Here is a 16,928-nt window from a genome sequence, read left to right as displayed (position 1 = left end):
CTTCCCGGGTGATTAAGGTTGGCCGCCGTTACAATGAAGCGCGTTTATAGGCGGTGTAGCGCGCCCGCCAGAAGGTTTTGTCGATATTGGCGGCCAGTTCATCCTCGCTTAATTCAGGCGCCACCCCTTCAGCCTGGGCCACGCGCGCGACCTCCATCGCGATCGCTTTGGAAATCAGCTCAATCTCTTCTACCGGAGGTAACAAACCTCCCTTGCCGACGGTGGCTAAAGGCGAGTGGCTGGCCAGCGTCTTGCTGCAGGTGATCAGCATCGCTTCCGTTACGCGCGTCGCTTTTGCCGCCAGGATGCCTAAGCCCAGTCCGGGAAAAATGTAGGCGTTGTTGCACTGGGCGATGTCATAGGTTACACCCTGATAGAACACCGGTTCGAACGGGCTACCGGTGGCGATAAGCGCGCTCCCCTGGGTCCATTCGAGTAAATCTTGCGGTTGCGCTTCGGCGCGAGAGGTTGGGTTCGACAGTGGCATCACGATCGGCCGAGGACAGTGGCGGTGCATCTCTTTGATAATCTCTTCGCTGAACAACCCCGGTTGCCCGGATACGCCAATCAGGACGGTGGGATGCGCGTTGCGTACCACATCCATTAGCGACAGATGAGCGGCGCTGACGTCCCAGTGGGCAATGTTTTCCCGCGGGGTCACGAGGCCCTGCTGGAAATCGAGCAGATTGGGCATCTCATCGGTCAGCAGGCCAAAGCGGTCGACCATGAAGACGTTATTACGCGCTTCGCGCTCAGACAGACCATCGTCAACCATCAGGGCGATGATTTTTTCGGCGATGCCGCATCCGGCAGATCCGCTTCCGAGGAAAACCACCCGCTGGTCGCGAATCCGGGTGCCAGCCGCCGCTGCGGCAGCGATGAGCGTGCCTGACGTAACGGCGGCGGTGCCCTGGATATCGTCATTGAAACAGCACAGCTGATGGCGATAGCGATTGAGCAGCCGGCTGGCGTTCTTCTGGGCAAAATCTTCGAACTGCAGCAGGACCTGCGGCCAGCGCTGTTTTACCGCGTTAACAAACATGTCCATAAACTCCATATACTGGTCGTCGTTAATGCGCGGATGGCGCCAGCCCATATACAGCGGATCCTCCAGATGCTGCGCATTATTGGTCCCGACATCCAGCATGACAGGTAATGTCGCCGCAGGGTGGATCCCGCCGCAGGCGGTATACAAAGAGAGTTTACCGATAGGGATCCCCATTCCGCCAATTCCCTGATCGCCAAGACCAAGAATGCGCTCGCCATCGGTGACGACAATCACCTTAATATCATTGCGGGAAAAGCTTTGCAGCATCTCATCGATGTGATGCCGGTTCGGCCATGAAATAAACAGGCCGCGCCCGCGCCGATAAATTTCGGAAAAGTGTTCGCAGGCTTCGCCTACCGTAGGGGTATAAATAATCGGTAGGGTTTCTTTTATATGGTTACGCAACAAATTATAGAATAAGGTCTCGTTGGTATCCTGAATGTTGCGCAGGTAAATATGGCGGGAGATATCACGCTTAAATTGACAGAACTGCTTCCACGCCCGCTCGGTCTGTTCGTCGATGGTTTCGACATTGTGCGGCAGTAATCCCTGGAGATTAAACGCCGCACGCTCATCCTCGGTAAAGGCCAGCCCCTTATTTAATAGCGGGTTTTCCAGCAGAACCGCCCCATTATAAGGCGTGTATAACGTTTCTTTGACTAACATGGCAAGACTCCTGAGTGTTGTATTTAAAGCAAGACAGGGATAGACCTGTTTAATGATGTTTGGCGAACGGCGGCGTTAAGAAATGAAATAAATCATTATTCCTTCCGTGACGACGCCAATTGCGGTGCCGAGTAAAATCGAGGATGAAGCTGGCTCGATATAGGTATCGCTACGCAGGGCAAACATCCCGGCGGCAATCGCCGAAGGGGTGGCGCCGATGATAATAACCTGCTGCATCAGACTGTGGCTGAGACCAAAAGCGAGGCCAGCAGCGGCCATCATGGCCGGCTGAATCAGGTTTTTAATACTAATGTTGGTGCAGGTTTGCATATTGACCGTCGGACGTTCGCCGTAAAACAGCAGGCCAAGCGCAAACAGCGACAGACCGCCGGCAATTTTGCCGACCATTTCAATCGGCATACTGAGCATGTGCGGCAGCTGCACGCCGGCAAGGCTTAACAGCACGCCGGAAATGGGGATCCAGACGATAGGGTTGCGTATGGCGTTGAGGAGATTTTGCATGACCAGCTTACCGGCATGCAGCTTCTGTCGCTCGGTTGCGCAATGTTTATCGCCCATCCGAATGAGGACGATCGTCAGAGGAATCATCAATACGCTGGTGATGAGGTTCCCGATGAGCACACCGAGAAACCCTTCCGGCCCGATCAGGACCGCGAGGACCGGCGCGCCGAAATAGGCCATATCAGGAAATGCGCACACCAGGGATTGAATCGCGCTGGTTTTTATATCGTGGCGAAAAACGTATCGTGAGATCAGCAGGCTAAGAAAGTATGACCCCATCAGACCAATCACTAATACGACCATAAAGGTGAAATTTTTAATTTTTTCCGGATCGGTATTTAATGCGCCAATAAAAAGATGAAAGGGCAGAGCGAACCGAATAACGACCGTCGCTAACACCGAGGCGTCCTCTCGACGGGTATAGCCTAACTTCCCGCTCAGCCAACCGAGTAGCATGATAAACACCAGTGGAAACAGAGATTGCAATAGCAGCGTTGGCATAGTTTGTCCTGAAAATATAGTGTAGGGTTGCTGACGTTTTTTAATCTAACGAGGCCCTAAGGTTTGAAAGGTGATTAACATCACAATGGCCGCTGTTTAAATAATTTCGCTTCAGGAACTTTACTTACAAATAGAGATTCTGCGAATAACCTCTTGTTTTATATAGAGGGTGATGGTTTTTTATTTGCAATAATAACTTTAGCTACCGCGCAATAAATTAAATTACTTAACACCGGGTTTGTAACCTGGTCACAAAGTGATGACGCCAATACCGGTATTCTTTTTTATAGCGCAACCCTGTGCTAACGTTTTGCTGATTTTAATGATGAGCTTCTCTTTATTCTATTTTGGCGATTTATTTTCCTGCGCAATTTTACTATTGCGTGACGACCCTACGCTACCTATCACAATGCAGGTGAGAAATGAAAAATAATTCACTCAACCAGCCGCTAGAAAAAACGCTGGCGGCTGGGCAGACACCGCGTTTTTTATCCCATGTTGAAGTCGGTGCCGTGCCTTTAACGCTGTTTGTCGGTATTGCCGCTATCGTTACCATCTCTGCGATGGCGGGCCTGCTGCCAAAAAACATGATTGGCGGGCTGGCGGTGATCATGACGTTAGGCTTCGCGCTGGCGAAAATTGGGCGGATGGTGCCGGTTCTGAAAGATATCGGCGGTCCGGCGATTTTGTGTCTGATGACGCCGTCGCTACTGGTCTACTTTGGCGCGTTTGAAGCACATACTTTGGATACCGTGCACCTGTTGATGAAAGAAGCCAATCTGCTTTACTTCGTTATCGCCTGCCTGGTGGTGGGCAGTATTCTGGGGATGAACAGAACGATCCTGATCCAGGGGATGGTGCGGATGTTCGTTCCTCTTGTCGTCGGAACCGGTGCGGCGATAGTGACCGGCCTGCTGGTGGGCAGCTTATTCGGCTACAGCCTTTACCACACCTTTTTCTTTATTATCGTACCGATCATTGGCGGCGGCATCGGAGAAGGGATCCTGCCGCTCTCGCTGGCGTATTCGGCGATCCTTGGGCAAACCCCGGATGTGTACGTCGCCCAGCTGGCGCCGGCAGCGGTGGTGGGCAATATCTTTGCGATCATCTGCGCGGGCTTTCTGGCGCGGCTGGGGCTGCGCCGCCCGTCGCTGTCCGGTGACGGCATGTTGATTCGCAGTGGCGATGAGAATCGCGTTTTCGCTCAGGCGCAGGGGGGGCAGCCCACCGATTTCCAGCTGATGGGCGCCGGGTTGTTAATGATCTGCGCGTTTTTCATCGTCGGCGGGTTGTTAGAGAAGGTGGTGCACATCCCTGGACCGGTGTTGATGATTCTGGCTGCCGTCCTTTGCAAGTACAGCAAAATTATCCCGGCGGCGATGGAGCTGGGGGCACACAGCTGCTACAAATTTGTCTCTGCTGCTCTGGTCTGGCCGCTGATGATAGGTCTGGGGATGCTGTACGTTCCTCTGGAGAGCGTGGTCGCGGTGTTCTCCATCGGCTATGTCGTGGTCTGCGGTGCAATCGTGATCGCGATGGCATTAAGCGGTTTTTTGATTGCAGCAAAGCTGAATATGTATCCTGTGGAGGCCGCCATCGTCACCAGCTGCCATAGCGGCCTTGGCGGGACCGGCGATGTGGCGATTTTATCCGCGTCAAATCGCATGTCGCTGATGCCTTTTGCGCAAATTGCCACCCGGATTGGCGGTGCCTCGACGGTTATTACCGCGACGTTACTGCTGAAATGGATTGTCTGAAGGCGTGATTGGCGAAAAAAAACCTGCCGGCGATGCCGCTGGCAGGTTGGCGTGTCTCTAAAGCGGAATTGATTATTCGACGGTCAGGATACGGGTGGTGTTGGTGCTGCCGATGGTGCTCATCACGTCGCCCTGGGTCACGATAACGAGGTCGCCGGAGACCAGATAGCCCTTGTCGCGCAGCAGGTTGACCGCATCATGCGCGGCGGCGACGCCGTCGTTGGTGCTATCGAAGTAAACCGGCGTCACCCCGCGGTACAGCGCGGTCAGGTTGAGCGTGCGCTCGTGGCGGGAGAGGGCGAAAATCGGCAGGCCGGAGCTGATGCGCGAGGTCATCAGCGCGGTGCGGCCCGATTCGGTCATGGTAATGATCGCGGTGACGCCTTTCAGGTGGTTCGCCGCATACATGGCAGACATGGCGATCGCATCTTCAACGTTGTCGAACTGGATGTCCAGACGGTGTTTGGAAACGTTGAGGCTAGGGATTTTTTCCGCTCCGAGGCACACGCGCGCCATCGCCGCGACGGTTTCTGACGGATACTGGCCGGCAGCGGTTTCCGCGGAGAGCATCACGGCATCGGTACCGTCGAGGACGGCGTTGGCAACGTCCATGACTTCCGCACGGGTTGGCATCGGGTTGGTAATCATCGACTCCATCATCTGGGTCGCGGTGATCACCGAGCGGTTCAGCTGACGAGCGCGGCGGATCAGGGCTTTCTGAATCCCCACCAGTTCCGGATCGCCGATCTCGACGCCGAGGTCGCCACGCGCGACCATCACCACGTCAGAGGCCAGAATGACATCATCCATCGCGTCCTGATCGCACACGGCTTCCGCACGTTCTACCTTCGCCACGATTTTCGCATCGCAGCCCGCTTCACGCGCCAGACGGCGCGCATAGTTCAGGTCTTCGCCGCAGCGCGGGAAGGAGACCGCCAGGTAATCCACGCCGATTTTCGCCGCGGTGAAGATGTCAGCCTTGTCTTTTTCAGTCAGCGCGGCGGCGGAGAGGCCCCCGCCCAGTTTGTTGATGCCTTTGTTGTTAGACAGCGGTCCGCCGACGGTCACTTCGGTAAACACTTTCAGACCCTGAACTTCGATGACTTTCAGCTGGACGCGGCCATCGTCGAGCAGCAGGATATCGCCAGGCACCACATCTGCCGGCAGGCCTTTATAATCAATACCGACTTTCTCTTTATCGCCTTCGCCTTTACTCAGTTCTGCGTCCAGCAGGAATTTGTCGCCGATATTGAGGAAAATTTTGCCTTCTTTGAAGGTGGATACGCGGATTTTCGGACCTTGTAAATCGCCAAGGATAGCGACGTGGCGGCCCAGTTTTGCCGCGATTTGCCGCACTTTATCCGCACGAATCTGATGATCTTCCGGGGTACCGTGAGAGAAGTTCATACGTACTACGTTAGCGCCTGCAGCAATAACCTTTTCCAGGTTATTATCGCGATCGGTTGCCGGGCCTAAGGTGGTGACGATTTTGGTTCTGCGAAGCCTTCTGGACATGTAATACTCCGTTGACTAAAACAATTTTGGTGTTGCGTGAACATGGAATCGGTGGTGCCAGCCAGCAACGTCGCCGTGCCGTGGGGACAGAACCGAAGGTGTAACTGATTATCAAGTTTTATAGGTTATCGCTGTGTACGGGCTGTTCTTTATCAAAACGCGATTCTTTCAATGCTTCCTTGACCCTCTTCAAGTTATCTCTGAATTTTGCCCCGCGACGGAGAGTAAAGCCGGTGGCCAGCACGTCAATCACCGTCAGCTGGGCAAGACGTGAAACCATCGGCATATAGATATCCGTATCCTCGGGAACATCGAGCGTAATCGACAGCGTCGCCTCGCGCGCCAGAGGGGTATTGGCAGAGGTAATCGCGATGACCATGGCATCGTTTTCACGCGCCAGCCGCGCCAGTTCCACCTGGCTTTTCGTGCGGCCAGTATGTGAGATAATCACCACGACGTCATCATCATTACAATTCATACAGCTCATGCGTTGCAGGACAATGTCGTCGGAGTAGATAACCGGAACATTGAAACGGAAAAATTTGTTCATCGCGTCGTGGGCGACCGCCGCCGAGGAGCCAAGACCGAAGAAGGCGATCTTCTTCGCCTGGGTTAAAAGATCGACGGCGCGGTTCAGCGCTGACATGTCGAGAGAGTGGTGGACCTGATCTAAACTGGCCATTGCCGACTCGAATATTTTTCCGGTGTAGGACTCTACGCTGTCGTCTTCATCGACATTACGGTTAACATAGAGGGTCCCGTGTGCCAGGCTTTGTGCCAGATGAAGTTTAAAATCGGGAAAGCCGCGGGTTTCAAGACTCCGGCAAAAGCGGTTAACGGTCGGCTCGCTGACGCCCGCTTCCAGCGCCAGGGCGGCGATGCTTGAATGAATGGCCTGAGCAGGCGTTGCAAGAATGACTTCCGCCACTTTGCGTTCGGATTTGCTAAGGTGTTCCAGTCGGGACTGGATTTTTTCCAGCATGTTCATGGGTAACGGGGCGCTCATCAGTGGAAGCGATTTCAGTAATGGGTGAAATCATCGGGCATTTTAGCAAGAATATACCCCTCCGCGGCCGCAAGCGGGGAGGAATGACGTTAAAAAATGTTGTTTTTTTTCATTACATGATCAGAGTCGTATTTTACTAACTTAAAACCGGTCGAAACAACGAACAATATTAGCCGGATGCCCAAAATGTCGCCGTAAGTTTTCTCCACGTGCGGTTTAGCGTCGGGAAAGGGGGCCGGAGGGTTTCGGGAAATTCGTAAACACAGTACAGTGCAGTGTAAGAAAATTACAAATATAGCCTGGCATAAGCACCAGACTATCAACTGAGGAGAATGACATGGCGGTAACGCAAACGGCCCAGGCATGCGATCTGGTCATTTTCGGCGCGAAGGGTGACCTGGCGCGTCGTAAATTGTTGCCTTCCCTGTATCAGCTTGAAAAGGCTGGCCAGATCAGCCCGGATACCCGCATTATCGGGGTCGGACGTGCTGACTGGGATAAAGATGCTTACACCAGGGTAGTACGTGAAGCGCTTGAAACCTTCATGAAGGAAAAAATTGATGAAGGTCTGTGGGAAACCCTGAGCGGACGTCTGGATTTTTGTAACCTTGACGTCAACGACACCAAGGCGTTCACCCGCCTGGGTAAAATGCTTGATCAGGAAAACCGGGTCACCATCAACTACTTTGCGATGCCGCCGAGCACTTTTGGCGCGATTTGCAAAGGCCTCGGCCAGGCGAAACTGAACGCCAAACCGGCACGTGTGGTCATGGAAAAACCGCTGGGCACCTCGCTGGATACCTCCCGCGAGATCAACGATCAGGTTGGCGAATTCTTCGAAGAGTGCCAGGTCTATCGTATCGACCATTACCTCGGCAAAGAGACGGTACTTAACCTGCTGGCGCTGCGTTTTGCCAACTCCCTGTTCGTCAACAACTGGGACTGCCGGACGATCGATCACGTCGAGATCACCGTTGCTGAAGAGGTCGGCATTGAAGGCCGCTGGGGTTATTTCGATCAGGCCGGGCAAATGCGCGACATGATTCAGAACCACCTGCTGCAGATCCTGTGCATGATTGCGATGTCGCCGCCTTCGGACCTCAGCGCCGACAGCATCCGCGATGAAAAAGTGAAGGTGCTGAAATCCCTGCGCCGTATCGATCGCTCTAACGTGCGTGAGAAAACGGTTCGCGGCCAGTACACCGCGGGTTTTGCCCAGGGGAAAAAAGTGCCGGGCTACCTCGAAGAAGAGGGCGCCAACAAATCGAGTAATACCGAAACTTTCGTGGCGATCCGCGTCGATATCGACAACTGGCGCTGGGCCGGCGTGCCGTTCTACCTGCGTACCGGTAAACGTCTGCCGACCAAATGTTCCGAAGTGGTGGTGTATTTCAAAACGCCGGAGCTGAACCTGTTCAAAGAGAACTGGCAGGAGCTGCCGCAGAACAAGTTAACGATTCGTCTCCAGCCGGATGAGGGCGTTGATATCCAGGTTCTTAACAAAGTTCCGGGTCTTGACCACAAACACAATCTGCAGATTACCAAGCTGGATCTGAGCTATTCGGAAACCTTCAATCAAACGCACCTGGCGGATGCCTATGAGCGTCTGCTGCTGGAGACCATGCGCGGTATTCAGGCGCTGTTCGTGCGCCGTGATGAAGTGGAAGAGGCGTGGAAGTGGGTTGACTCCATTACCGAAGCCTGGGCCGCCGATCGCGATGCGCCAAAACCGTATCAGGCAGGCACCTGGGGACCGGTCGCTTCTGTGGCGATGATTACCCGCGATGGTCGTTCATGGAATGAATTTGAATAGTCCGGTCATTATCCGGATGAGTTATTTTACCGGTAACATGATCTGACGCAGTAAGTCGCATAATTTTTATTCTTTTAAGCCCCGGGAGGATTCACCCCCGGGGCTTTTTTTATTACACTGCAGGCAGATATTTTGCCGCTGAGCTGCAGTGCTGGTGCCTTTCACCTTCTCAGGTATCGCTAAAAACGCTGTAGCCGGACAGATAAAAATTCAGGAGCCTTTATGAATTCGACAATGTTACGGGTAACAAATCGCATTATCGAACGGTCGCGTGAAACCCGCACCGCCTACCTCGCACGGATTAATCAAGCCAAAACGGATACCGTCCATCGCGCGCAGCTGGCCTGCGGTAACCTGGCCCATGGCTTTGCGGCCTGTCAGTCGGATGATAAAGCCTCGCTGAAGAGCATGCTGCGGAACAATATTGCCATCGTTACCTCCTATAACGACATGCTGTCCGCCCATCAGCCGTATGAGTATTACCCGGATATTATTCGCAAGGCGCTGCATTCGGTGAATGCGGTAGGCCAGGTCGCCGGCGGCGTTCCGGCGATGTGCGATGGCGTTACTCAGGGCCAGGACGGCATGGAGCTCTCGCTGCTCAGCCGTGAAGTGATCGCCATGTCTGCCGCTATTGGCCTGTCGCATAACATGTTCGACGGCGCGCTGTATCTGGGAGTGTGTGACAAAATTGTCCCCGGGTTGACCATGGCCGCGCTCTCCTTTGGCCATCTGCCGTCCGTTTTCGTGCCGTCTGGCCCGATGGCCAGCGGTCTGCCGAACAAAGAGAAAGTACGTATTCGCCAGCTGTATGCCGAAGGTAAGGTCGATCGCATGGCGCTGCTGGAATCTGAAGCCGCCTCCTACCACGCTCCGGGGACCTGCACCTTTTACGGGACCGCTAATACTAACCAGATGGTGGTCGAATTCATGGGCATGCAGCTCCCGGGCTCCTCGTTTGTTCACCCGGACGCCGAGCTGCGCGAAGCGCTGACCGTCGCCGCTGCGCGCCAGGTGACGCGGATGACCGGCAACGGCAACGAATGGCTGCCGCTGGGGAAAATGTTCGATGAGAAAGTGGTGGTCAACGGCATTGTGGCGCTGCTGGCAACCGGCGGCTCGACTAACCATACGATGCACCTGGTGGCGATGGCTCGAGCGGCGGGCATCATTATTAACTGGGATGATTTCTCCGATCTTTCTGACGTCGTGCCGCTGCTGGCGCGCCTCTACCCGAACGGCCCGGCGGATATTAACCACTTCCAGGCGGCAGGCGGTGTACCGGTGCTGGTGCGTGAACTGCTGAAAGGCGGCCTGTTGCACGAAGATGTGCATACCGTGGCCGGCTTCGGTCTCTCGCGCTATACCATGGAGCCGTGGCTGAATAACGGCGAGCTGGACTGGCGTGAAGGGGCGGAGGCGCCGTTAGACGATCAGGTTATTGCGACTTTCGCCAGGCCATTCTCTCGCCATGGCGGGACGAAAGTGCTCAGCGGTAACCTGGGGCGGGCGGTGATGAAAACCTCCGCCGTGCCGGTGGAAAACCAGATTATTGAAGCGCCGGCGGTGGTTTTTGAAAGCCAGCACGACGTGCTGCCGGCTTTCGAAGCCGGATTGCTGGACAAAGACTGCGTGGTTGTTGTCCGTCATCAGGGGCCAAAAGCGAACGGCATGCCAGAATTACATAAACTTATGCCGCCACTTGGTGTATTATTGGACCGCCGTTTCAAAATTGCGCTGGTCACCGATGGTCGACTCTCCGGCGCATCAGGCAAAGTACCGTCAGCAATCCATGTAACGCCTGAGGCGTACGATGGTGGGCTGCTGGCGAAAGTACGTGATGGCGATATCATCCGCGTGAACGGGCAGAGCGGTGAACTGACGCTGCTGGTGGATGACGCCGAACTGGCTGCACGCCAGCCGCATGTTCCTGACCTCAGCGGTTCGCGTGTCGGGAGCGGTCGGGAAATGTTCGCCGCGCTGCGGGAAAAACTCTCCGGAGCAGAACAGGGCGCAACCTGCATCACTTTTTAAGACGATACAATTTTGTAGATCTGGCGAGAGAGAAACTCTGATGAAAAACTGGAAAACAACTGCAGAAGCAATCCTCACCTCCGGCCCGGTAGTACCGGTGATCGTGGTGAAAAAGCTGGAACACGCTGTGCCGATGGCCAAAGCGCTGGTTGCCGGCGGCGTACGCGTACTGGAAGTGACGCTGCGTACCGAATGCGCGCTGGAGGCGATCCGCGCGATTGCGAAAGAAGTGCCGGAGGCGATTGTCGGCGCAGGTACCGTCACCAACGTAGAGCAACTGAAAGCCGTCACCGAAGCTGGCGCCCAGTTTGCTATCAGCCCTGGCCTGACCGAGTCGCTGCTGAAAGCGGCGACGGAAGAAGGGACCATCCCGCTGATCCCGGGTATCAGCACCGTATCCGAACTGATGCTGGGTATGCAGTATGGCCTGAAAGAGTTCAAATTCTTCCCGGCGGAAGCAAACGGCGGCGTAAAAGCGCTGCAGGCTATCGGCGGCCCGTTCGCGCATATCCGCTTCTGCCCGACCGGGGGGATCTCTCCGGCAAACTACCGCGACTACCTGGCGCTGAACAGCGTGCTGTGCATCGGCGGCTCCTGGCTGGTGCCGGCGGATGCGCTGGAAGCCGGTGATTACGACCGTATCACGAAAATTGCCCGTGAAGCGGTAGAGGGCGCGAAGTAATTTTTACGCCCTGATCTATCGCTAAGTGCAGACCCGGTAAGCGCGAGCGCTACCGGGTTTTTTTATCCCTGCACCAGCACCGCCGCAGCGGCCGCTTTCGCGCGGGCAATCGCTTCCTCGACGTTGTCAGCCACCGCCAGGGTGACGCCCAGTCGACGGGAGCCGTCAATTTCCGGCTTACCGAACAGGCGCAGCTGCAGGCCGGCGCCGACGGCAGCCTGAATATTGCCGAAGGTGACGTTCTGGCTGGTCAGCTGCGGCAGAATCACCGCGGAGGCCGCCGGGCCGTACTGGCGAATCGCGCCAATCGGCAGGCCGAGGAAGGCGCGAACGTGCAGGGCGAACTCAGAGAGATCCTGGGAGATGAGCGTCACCATTCCGGTATCATGCGGGCGGGGCGAAACTTCACTGAAAATCACCTCATCGCCGCAGACGAACAGCTCGACGCCGAACAGACCATAGCCGCCGAGCGCCAGAACCACTTTGCTGGCAATCTCCTGGGCGCGGGCCAGCGCCTGCGCGCTCATCTGCTGCGGTTGCCAGGACTCGCGATAGTCGCCATCTTCCTGGCGGTGGCCGACCGGCGCGCAGAAATGGACGCCGTCGACGGCGCTGACGGTAAGCAGGGTAATTTCAAAATCGAAATTCACCACCCCTTCAACAATCACCCGACCGGCGCCGGCGCGGCCGCCCTGCTGGGCATAGCGCCAGGCGTCAGCCAGCTGTTCATGATGGCGAATAAAGCTTTGGCCTTTGCCGGAAGAGCTCATCACCGGTTTAACGATGCAGGGCAGGCCAATATCGGCGACGGCTTCGCGAAACGCCGCTTCGCTGTCGGCAAAGCGGTAGGCGGATGTCGGCAGCTGCAGCTCCTCCGCCGCCAGGCGACGAATGCCTTCGCGGTTCATCGTCAGCTTCGCCGCGCGCGCGGTGGGGACCACTTTCTGCCCGGACAGTTCCAGCTCGACCAGCGTATCCGTAGCGATAGCCTCGATTTCCGGCACGATGTAGTCAGGTTTTTCCTGCGCGACCAGCGCGCGCAGAGCTTCGCCGTGCAGCATGTTGATCACGTGTGAGCGATGTGCGACCTGCATCGCTGGCGCATCGGGGTAGCGATCGACCGCGATGGTCTCAATCCCCAGGCGTTGACACTCGATGGCGACTTCCTTACCCAGTTCGCCTGAACCCAATAACATCACCCGCGTGGCTGCAGGACGCAGCGCTGTGCCTAATAAAGTCATGACTCTTTTCCGCAGTAAAAAAACATACGCCGCATTATAAACGAAAACGTTTGCGTCTGTCTTTATGGCTGTTGGTTGAGTCCTGGCGGAAAATTTGTTATACTGTATAAAAATACAGTATAAAGAGGCTGCGCGATGGCGGTTGCAATTCAATATGTGGTGATCCGCGAAGGTGAGGAAAAGATGTCGTTTACCAGCAAAAAAGAGGCCGATGCTTACGACAAAATGCTCGATCTTGCCGAGGTCCTTAACGACTGGCTGGTGGCGTGCCCGCTGACGCTGGATGAACCTCAACGCGATGAAATGGCGATGTGGCTGGCGGAACGCAAAGACACGCTCCATCATATTCTGAAGTCCGGGAAACTCCCGCAAGAGAGTGAGGAAGTGGCGCGACAGGACGGCCACAGCGAGACGGACTCTGCGGACTCTGCGGACTCTGCGGACTCTGCGGATGAGCCGGGCGAACCGTCCGTTGCCGTCCCGGCGGCCAGCAGGGCGCGCAAAGCGAAAGCGGCCTGAGCGCGTCTGGAATTTGCGCATCTTTAGCCATGGATAACATTTCCTGACATCGCGTCGTTTAGGCTGATGGCATCGCTTATTCAGCAACGAGGGCATTCATGGCTAACTGGCTCAATCAACTGCAGTCTCTGCTCGGCCAGCAGGGGCAATCTTCGCCGTCCGGCGAACGCGCTGACGGTAACAATTTCCTCCTGCCCGGCGCGCTGGGCGGTCTGGCGGGGCTGCTGGTGGTGAGTCAGTCATCACGCAAGCTGCTGGCCAAATATGGCACCAGCGCGCTGCTGGTTGGCGGCGGTGCGGTGGCAGGGAGCGTGTTGTGGAATAAGTATCAGCAGAAAATGCGCCGCCATTCGCCGCAGGGGGCGCAACCGCAGCCCGCCGGCTCTCCCGCGCCAGCTGGCGAGCTGGATGCCCGCAGCGAACGGCTGATCATGGCGCTGGTGTTTGCCGCGAAAAGCGATGGACACATTGATGACAGCGAGCGGGCTAATATTGAGCAGCAGCTGCGGGCGGCCAATATCGATGTCCAGGGGCGGGTGTTGATCGATCGCGCGTTGGCGCAACCTCTGGATCCCCAGCGTCTGGCGCAGGGCATCAGCAGCGAGCAGGAAGCGCTGGAAGTCTATTACATCAGCTGCGCGGTGATCGATATCGATCACTTTATGGAACGTAGCTATCTCAATGCGCTTGGCGAGGCGTTACGGCTCCCGGCGGAAGTGCGCGCCGATATTGAACAGGATATTCAGGCGCAAAAACAGGCGCTTTCCACCTGAATCAGCAGGTTTTGCTTGCAACGCGTGCCACTTTTGCCACCCTTATAGACACGCCATCCTTCAAGTCGTTTCTTGAATGATTTTGTGTACAGATACAGGATGCAAAAGAGCAAAAGATGCCACCAAAAGCGAAACGAATCCCCCACGCCATGACCTTACATGGCGATACCCGCATCGATAACTACTTCTGGCTGCGCGACGACGATCGCGCGCGGTCAGACGTGCTTGACTATCTGCGCGCGGAAAACGCGTACGGCCAGAAGGTTATGTCCACGCAGCGGAGTTTGCAGGAGCGGGTGCTGAAAGAGATTATTGATCGCATCCCGCAACGGGAAGTCTCCGCCCCCTATAGCAAAAATGGCTATCGCTATCGTCAGGTGTATGAGCCGGGCTGCGAATACGCGATTTATCAACGCCAGTCGGTGCTGAAAGAGGAGTGGGACTCATGGGAATTGCTGCTCGATGGCAACCAGCGTGCGGCGCATAGCGAGTTCTATACCCTTGGCGCGCTCGGGATCTCGCCTGACAATCATACGATGGCGGTGGCGGAGGATTATCTCTCCCGGCGGCAGTATGGCCTGCGTTTATGCAATCTGCAAAACAACAGCTGGTACCCTGAGGTGCTGGAGAACGTTTCGCCAGAATTTGCCTGGAGCAATGATTCACAAACGCTATGGTATGTCCGTAAGCATCCGACCACGCTGCTGCCTTACCAGGTCTGGCGGCATACCGTGGGGGCTTCACCGCATTCAGATGTGCTGGTGTATGAGGAGAAGGATGAAACGTTCTATGTCAGCGTCCATAAGACCACCTCCCAGCAGTTCGTGGTGATCTATCTTGCCAGCGCCACCACCAGTGAAGTGCTGCTGCTCAATGCCGAAATGCCGGATGCTGAACCGGTATGCTTCCTGCCGCGCCGCAAAGATCACGAATACAGTCTCGATCACTATCAGCACGCTTTTTACCTGCGCTCCAACCGCGAGGGGAAAAACTTCGGTCTTTATCGCAGCCATGCGCGTGATGAACAGCAGTGGCAAACCCTGATTGCGCCGCGCCACGACGTCATGCTGGAAGGGTTCACGCTGTTTACCGATTGGCTGGTGGTGGAAGAACGCCAGCGTGGGCTAACCAGCCTGCGGCAGATCAACCGCAAGACCCGGGAGGTGGTTGGGATTGCGTTTGACGATCCGGCCTACGTGACCTGGCTTGCCTATAATCCGGAGCCGGAAACCTCCCGCTTACGCTACGGTTACTCGTCAATGACCACGCCGGATACCTTATTTGAACTGGATATGGATACCGGCGAGCGGCGGGTGCTCAAACAGCAGGAAGTGAAAGGGTTCGACGCCAACTGTTACCGCAGCGAACACCTGTGGATTAAGGCTCGTGATGGCGTTGAAGTCCCGGTCTCGCTGGTTTACCGACGCGAACATTTCCGCAAAGGGGCCAGTCCGCTGCTGGTTTACGCCTACGGGTCGTACGGCGCCAGCGAGGATGCGGATTTCAGCGCCAGCCGCCTCAGCCTGCTTGACCGTGGCTTCGTCTTTGCTATCGCCCATGTTCGCGGCGGGGGAGAGCTCGGGCAGCAGTGGTATGAGGACGGTAAGTTTCTGTGTAAGAAAAATACCTTTAATGATTATCTCGATGTCTGCGACGCGCTGCTGGCGCAGGGCTATGGCGATCCGCATTTGTGCTACGGTATGGGCGGCAGCGCGGGAGGGATGCTGATGGGCGTCGCCATTAACCAGCGCCCGGAACTGTTTCACGGGGTGGTTGCCCAGGTGCCGTTTGTTGATGTCGTGACCACTATGCTCGACGAGTCGATTCCGCTGACTACCGGCGAGTTTGAGGAGTGGGGCAATCCGCAGGATGAAACCTACTACCGTTATATGAAGAGCTACAGCCCTTACGATGGCGTTACGGCGCAGGCGTATCCTCATCTGCTGGTCACCACCGGTTTACATGATTCGCAGGTGCAATACTGGGAACCGGCAAAATGGGTGGCGAAACTGCGGGAGCTGAAAACGGACGATAATCTGCTGCTGCTGTGCACCGATATGGATTCGGGTCATGGCGGCAAGTCGGGGCGCTTTAAAAGCTATGAAGGCGTGGCGTTAGAGTATGCCTTTCTGATTGGCCTGGCGCAGGGCACCTTGCCAGGCCAGGCGGACGTTTAGCGCCGCTACTCCCCGAGATAATGCTTCAGCGTTAAGCGCAGCTCGGGGCTCATCCGATCCAGGTTATTGAACAGCCAGCGTAAATAGCCTGGGTCATTTTCTGCTATTTCGGAAACCGCTTTGCCGCGATATTTACCAAAGGTAAAGGTGGTTAACAGCGCCGGGCGGCCGGTAATGGTCGCCATCTCTTCAGGTGCCCAGCCGGTGACGTTAATGATATCAAGCAGTAATGCCGCGGTGATATAGCAATCGTACAGCGCGCGGTGCTGATGTAATCCCGCAGGCGTGGCGACGTTCAGCTTACGCGACTTATACAGCCCCATATTGCTGTATTTGATGCCTGGCCACAGGCGACGCGCCAGCTTCATGGTACAAATCCATTCCCCGTGCATTTCCGGCAAGACCCGGCGATCGAAACTGGCATTGTGGGCGACATACCACGGGCTGCCGACGTAATGCGGTAACACCTCTTCAAGCCAGGGTTTGTCAGCGACCATCTCTTCAGTGATATGGTGGATCGCCATGGCCTGCGGGCTGATCGGGCGGTCGGGGCGCACCAGATGGCTCATGGGGTTGGTGATTTGTCCATCGACAACATCGACGGAGGCGATTTCGACAATGCCTCCCTGTAACCCGCAGGTTTCTGTATCGATTACGCGTAGCATGGCTCGCTC

General features: G+C 55.9%; 13 protein-coding genes. 7 read left to right on the top strand and 6 right to left on the bottom strand.

Annotated elements, in window-relative coordinates:
* Window positions 1-28: 28 nt before the first annotated feature.
* On the bottom strand, window positions 29-1,714 hold the full coding sequence (locus EDF73_RS00700; RefSeq protein WP_132724732.1) for an NAD-dependent malic enzyme: 1,686 nt from the start codon (window positions 1,712-1,714) through the stop codon (window positions 29-31).
* A gap of 75 nt (window positions 1,715-1,789) precedes the next feature.
* Window positions 1,790-2,737 carry an AEC family transporter gene (locus EDF73_RS00695; RefSeq protein ID WP_132724730.1) on the bottom strand — a complete coding sequence of 316 codons (948 nt, stop codon included), beginning with the start codon at window positions 2,735-2,737 and terminating at the stop codon, window positions 1,790-1,792.
* A 422-nt stretch (window positions 2,738-3,159) separates the two neighbouring features.
* Here EDF73_RS00695 and EDF73_RS00690 point away from each other — a divergent pair, with 422 nt between their 5' ends.
* Complete coding sequence (locus EDF73_RS00690) at window positions 3,160-4,494, top strand: 2-hydroxycarboxylate transporter family protein (protein WP_132724728.1); 1,335 nt, start codon at window positions 3,160-3,162, stop codon at window positions 4,492-4,494.
* Between the two features lie 72 nt (window positions 4,495-4,566).
* Here the strand turns inward: EDF73_RS00690 and pyk are convergent, their stop codons facing one another.
* Together pyk and EDF73_RS00680 are read right to left on the bottom strand one after the other, a co-directional pair.
* Window positions 4,567-6,009, bottom strand: coding sequence for a pyruvate kinase (gene pyk, locus EDF73_RS00685; RefSeq protein ID WP_132724726.1), 1,443 nt, complete (start codon window positions 6,007-6,009; stop codon window positions 4,567-4,569).
* 118 nt (window positions 6,010-6,127) lie between these two features.
* The gene (locus EDF73_RS00680; RefSeq protein WP_165905634.1) at window positions 6,128-7,033 is read right to left on the bottom strand and encodes a MurR/RpiR family transcriptional regulator; all 906 of its coding nucleotides are present in this window, start codon (window positions 7,031-7,033) and stop codon (window positions 6,128-6,130) included.
* Between the two features lie 319 nt (window positions 7,034-7,352).
* Here EDF73_RS00680 and zwf point away from each other — a divergent pair, with 319 nt between their 5' ends.
* The 3 genes from zwf to EDF73_RS00660 all read left to right on the top strand — a co-directional run bounded on the left by zwf (window position 7,353) and on the right by EDF73_RS00660 (window position 11,544).
* Window positions 7,353-8,828 carry a glucose-6-phosphate dehydrogenase gene (gene zwf, locus EDF73_RS00670; RefSeq protein ID WP_132724724.1) on the top strand — a complete coding sequence of 492 codons (1,476 nt, stop codon included), beginning with the start codon at window positions 7,353-7,355 and terminating at the stop codon, window positions 8,826-8,828.
* A gap of 222 nt (window positions 8,829-9,050) precedes the next feature.
* Window positions 9,051-10,862 carry a phosphogluconate dehydratase gene (gene edd, locus EDF73_RS00665; RefSeq protein ID WP_132724722.1) on the top strand — a complete coding sequence of 604 codons (1,812 nt, stop codon included), beginning with the start codon at window positions 9,051-9,053 and terminating at the stop codon, window positions 10,860-10,862.
* 40 nt (window positions 10,863-10,902) lie between these two features.
* Window positions 10,903-11,544, top strand: coding sequence for a bifunctional 4-hydroxy-2-oxoglutarate aldolase/2-dehydro-3-deoxy-phosphogluconate aldolase (locus EDF73_RS00660; RefSeq protein ID WP_132724720.1), 642 nt, complete (start codon window positions 10,903-10,905; stop codon window positions 11,542-11,544).
* A gap of 62 nt (window positions 11,545-11,606) precedes the next feature.
* Here EDF73_RS00660 and purT read toward each other — a convergent pair whose 3' ends face one another.
* Window positions 11,607-12,785, bottom strand: a complete 1,179-nt coding sequence (purT, locus tag EDF73_RS00655; protein WP_132724718.1) for a formate-dependent phosphoribosylglycinamide formyltransferase — start codon at window positions 12,783-12,785, stop codon at window positions 11,607-11,609.
* A 135-nt stretch (window positions 12,786-12,920) separates the two neighbouring features.
* On the opposite strand from purT, the gene EDF73_RS00650 reads away from it, so the two are divergent.
* The 3 genes from EDF73_RS00650 to ptrB all read left to right on the top strand — a co-directional run bounded on the left by EDF73_RS00650 (window position 12,921) and on the right by ptrB (window position 16,254).
* The gene (locus EDF73_RS00650; protein WP_132724716.1) at window positions 12,921-13,304 is read left to right on the top strand and encodes a YebG family protein; all 384 of its coding nucleotides are present in this window, start codon (window positions 12,921-12,923) and stop codon (window positions 13,302-13,304) included.
* Between the two features lie 98 nt (window positions 13,305-13,402).
* Window positions 13,403-14,077, top strand: coding sequence for a DUF533 domain-containing protein (locus EDF73_RS00645; protein ID WP_132724714.1), 675 nt, complete (start codon window positions 13,403-13,405; stop codon window positions 14,075-14,077).
* Between the two features lie 116 nt (window positions 14,078-14,193).
* Window positions 14,194-16,254, top strand: coding sequence for an oligopeptidase B (gene ptrB, locus EDF73_RS00640; RefSeq protein ID WP_132724712.1), 2,061 nt, complete (start codon window positions 14,194-14,196; stop codon window positions 16,252-16,254).
* 5 nt (window positions 16,255-16,259) lie between these two features.
* Here ptrB and exoX read toward each other — a convergent pair whose 3' ends face one another.
* Complete coding sequence (exoX, locus tag EDF73_RS00635) at window positions 16,260-16,919, bottom strand: exodeoxyribonuclease X (RefSeq protein ID WP_132724710.1); 660 nt, start codon at window positions 16,917-16,919, stop codon at window positions 16,260-16,262.
* Between the last annotated feature and the right edge of the window lie 9 nt (window positions 16,920-16,928).

Origin of the sequence: Klebsiella sp. BIGb0138 (genome assembly GCF_004342285.1) — a bacterium.
Lineage (GTDB): Bacteria > Pseudomonadota > Gammaproteobacteria > Enterobacterales > Enterobacteriaceae > Klebsiella.
This window is presented reverse-complemented; position numbering and strand designations above follow the sequence as displayed.

What these genes read in the sequence shown, in the direction of transcription:
- EDF73_RS00700 (WP_132724732.1), bottom strand. Translation starts at nt 1,714, where the DNA reads ATGTTAGTCAAAGAAACGTTATACACGCCTTATAATGGGGCGGTTCTG.
- EDF73_RS00695 (WP_132724730.1), bottom strand. Translation starts at nt 2,737, where the DNA reads ATGCCAACGCTGCTATTGCAATCTCTGTTTCCACTGGTGTTTATCATG.
- EDF73_RS00690 (WP_132724728.1), top strand. Translation starts at nt 3,160, where the DNA reads ATGAAAAATAATTCACTCAACCAGCCGCTAGAAAAAACGCTGGCGGCT.
- pyk (WP_132724726.1), bottom strand. Translation starts at nt 6,009, where the DNA reads ATGTCCAGAAGGCTTCGCAGAACCAAAATCGTCACCACCTTAGGCCCG.
- zwf (WP_132724724.1), top strand. Translation starts at nt 7,353, where the DNA reads ATGGCGGTAACGCAAACGGCCCAGGCATGCGATCTGGTCATTTTCGGC.
- edd (WP_132724722.1), top strand. Translation starts at nt 9,051, where the DNA reads ATGAATTCGACAATGTTACGGGTAACAAATCGCATTATCGAACGGTCG.
- EDF73_RS00660 (WP_132724720.1), top strand. Translation starts at nt 10,903, where the DNA reads ATGAAAAACTGGAAAACAACTGCAGAAGCAATCCTCACCTCCGGCCCG.
- purT (WP_132724718.1), bottom strand. Translation starts at nt 12,785, where the DNA reads ATGACTTTATTAGGCACAGCGCTGCGTCCTGCAGCCACGCGGGTGATG.
- EDF73_RS00650 (WP_132724716.1), top strand. Translation starts at nt 12,921, where the DNA reads ATGGCGGTTGCAATTCAATATGTGGTGATCCGCGAAGGTGAGGAAAAG.
- EDF73_RS00645 (WP_132724714.1), top strand. Translation starts at nt 13,403, where the DNA reads ATGGCTAACTGGCTCAATCAACTGCAGTCTCTGCTCGGCCAGCAGGGG.
- ptrB (WP_132724712.1), top strand. Translation starts at nt 14,194, where the DNA reads ATGCCACCAAAAGCGAAACGAATCCCCCACGCCATGACCTTACATGGC.
- exoX (WP_132724710.1), bottom strand. Translation starts at nt 16,919, where the DNA reads ATGCTACGCGTAATCGATACAGAAACCTGCGGGTTACAGGGAGGCATT.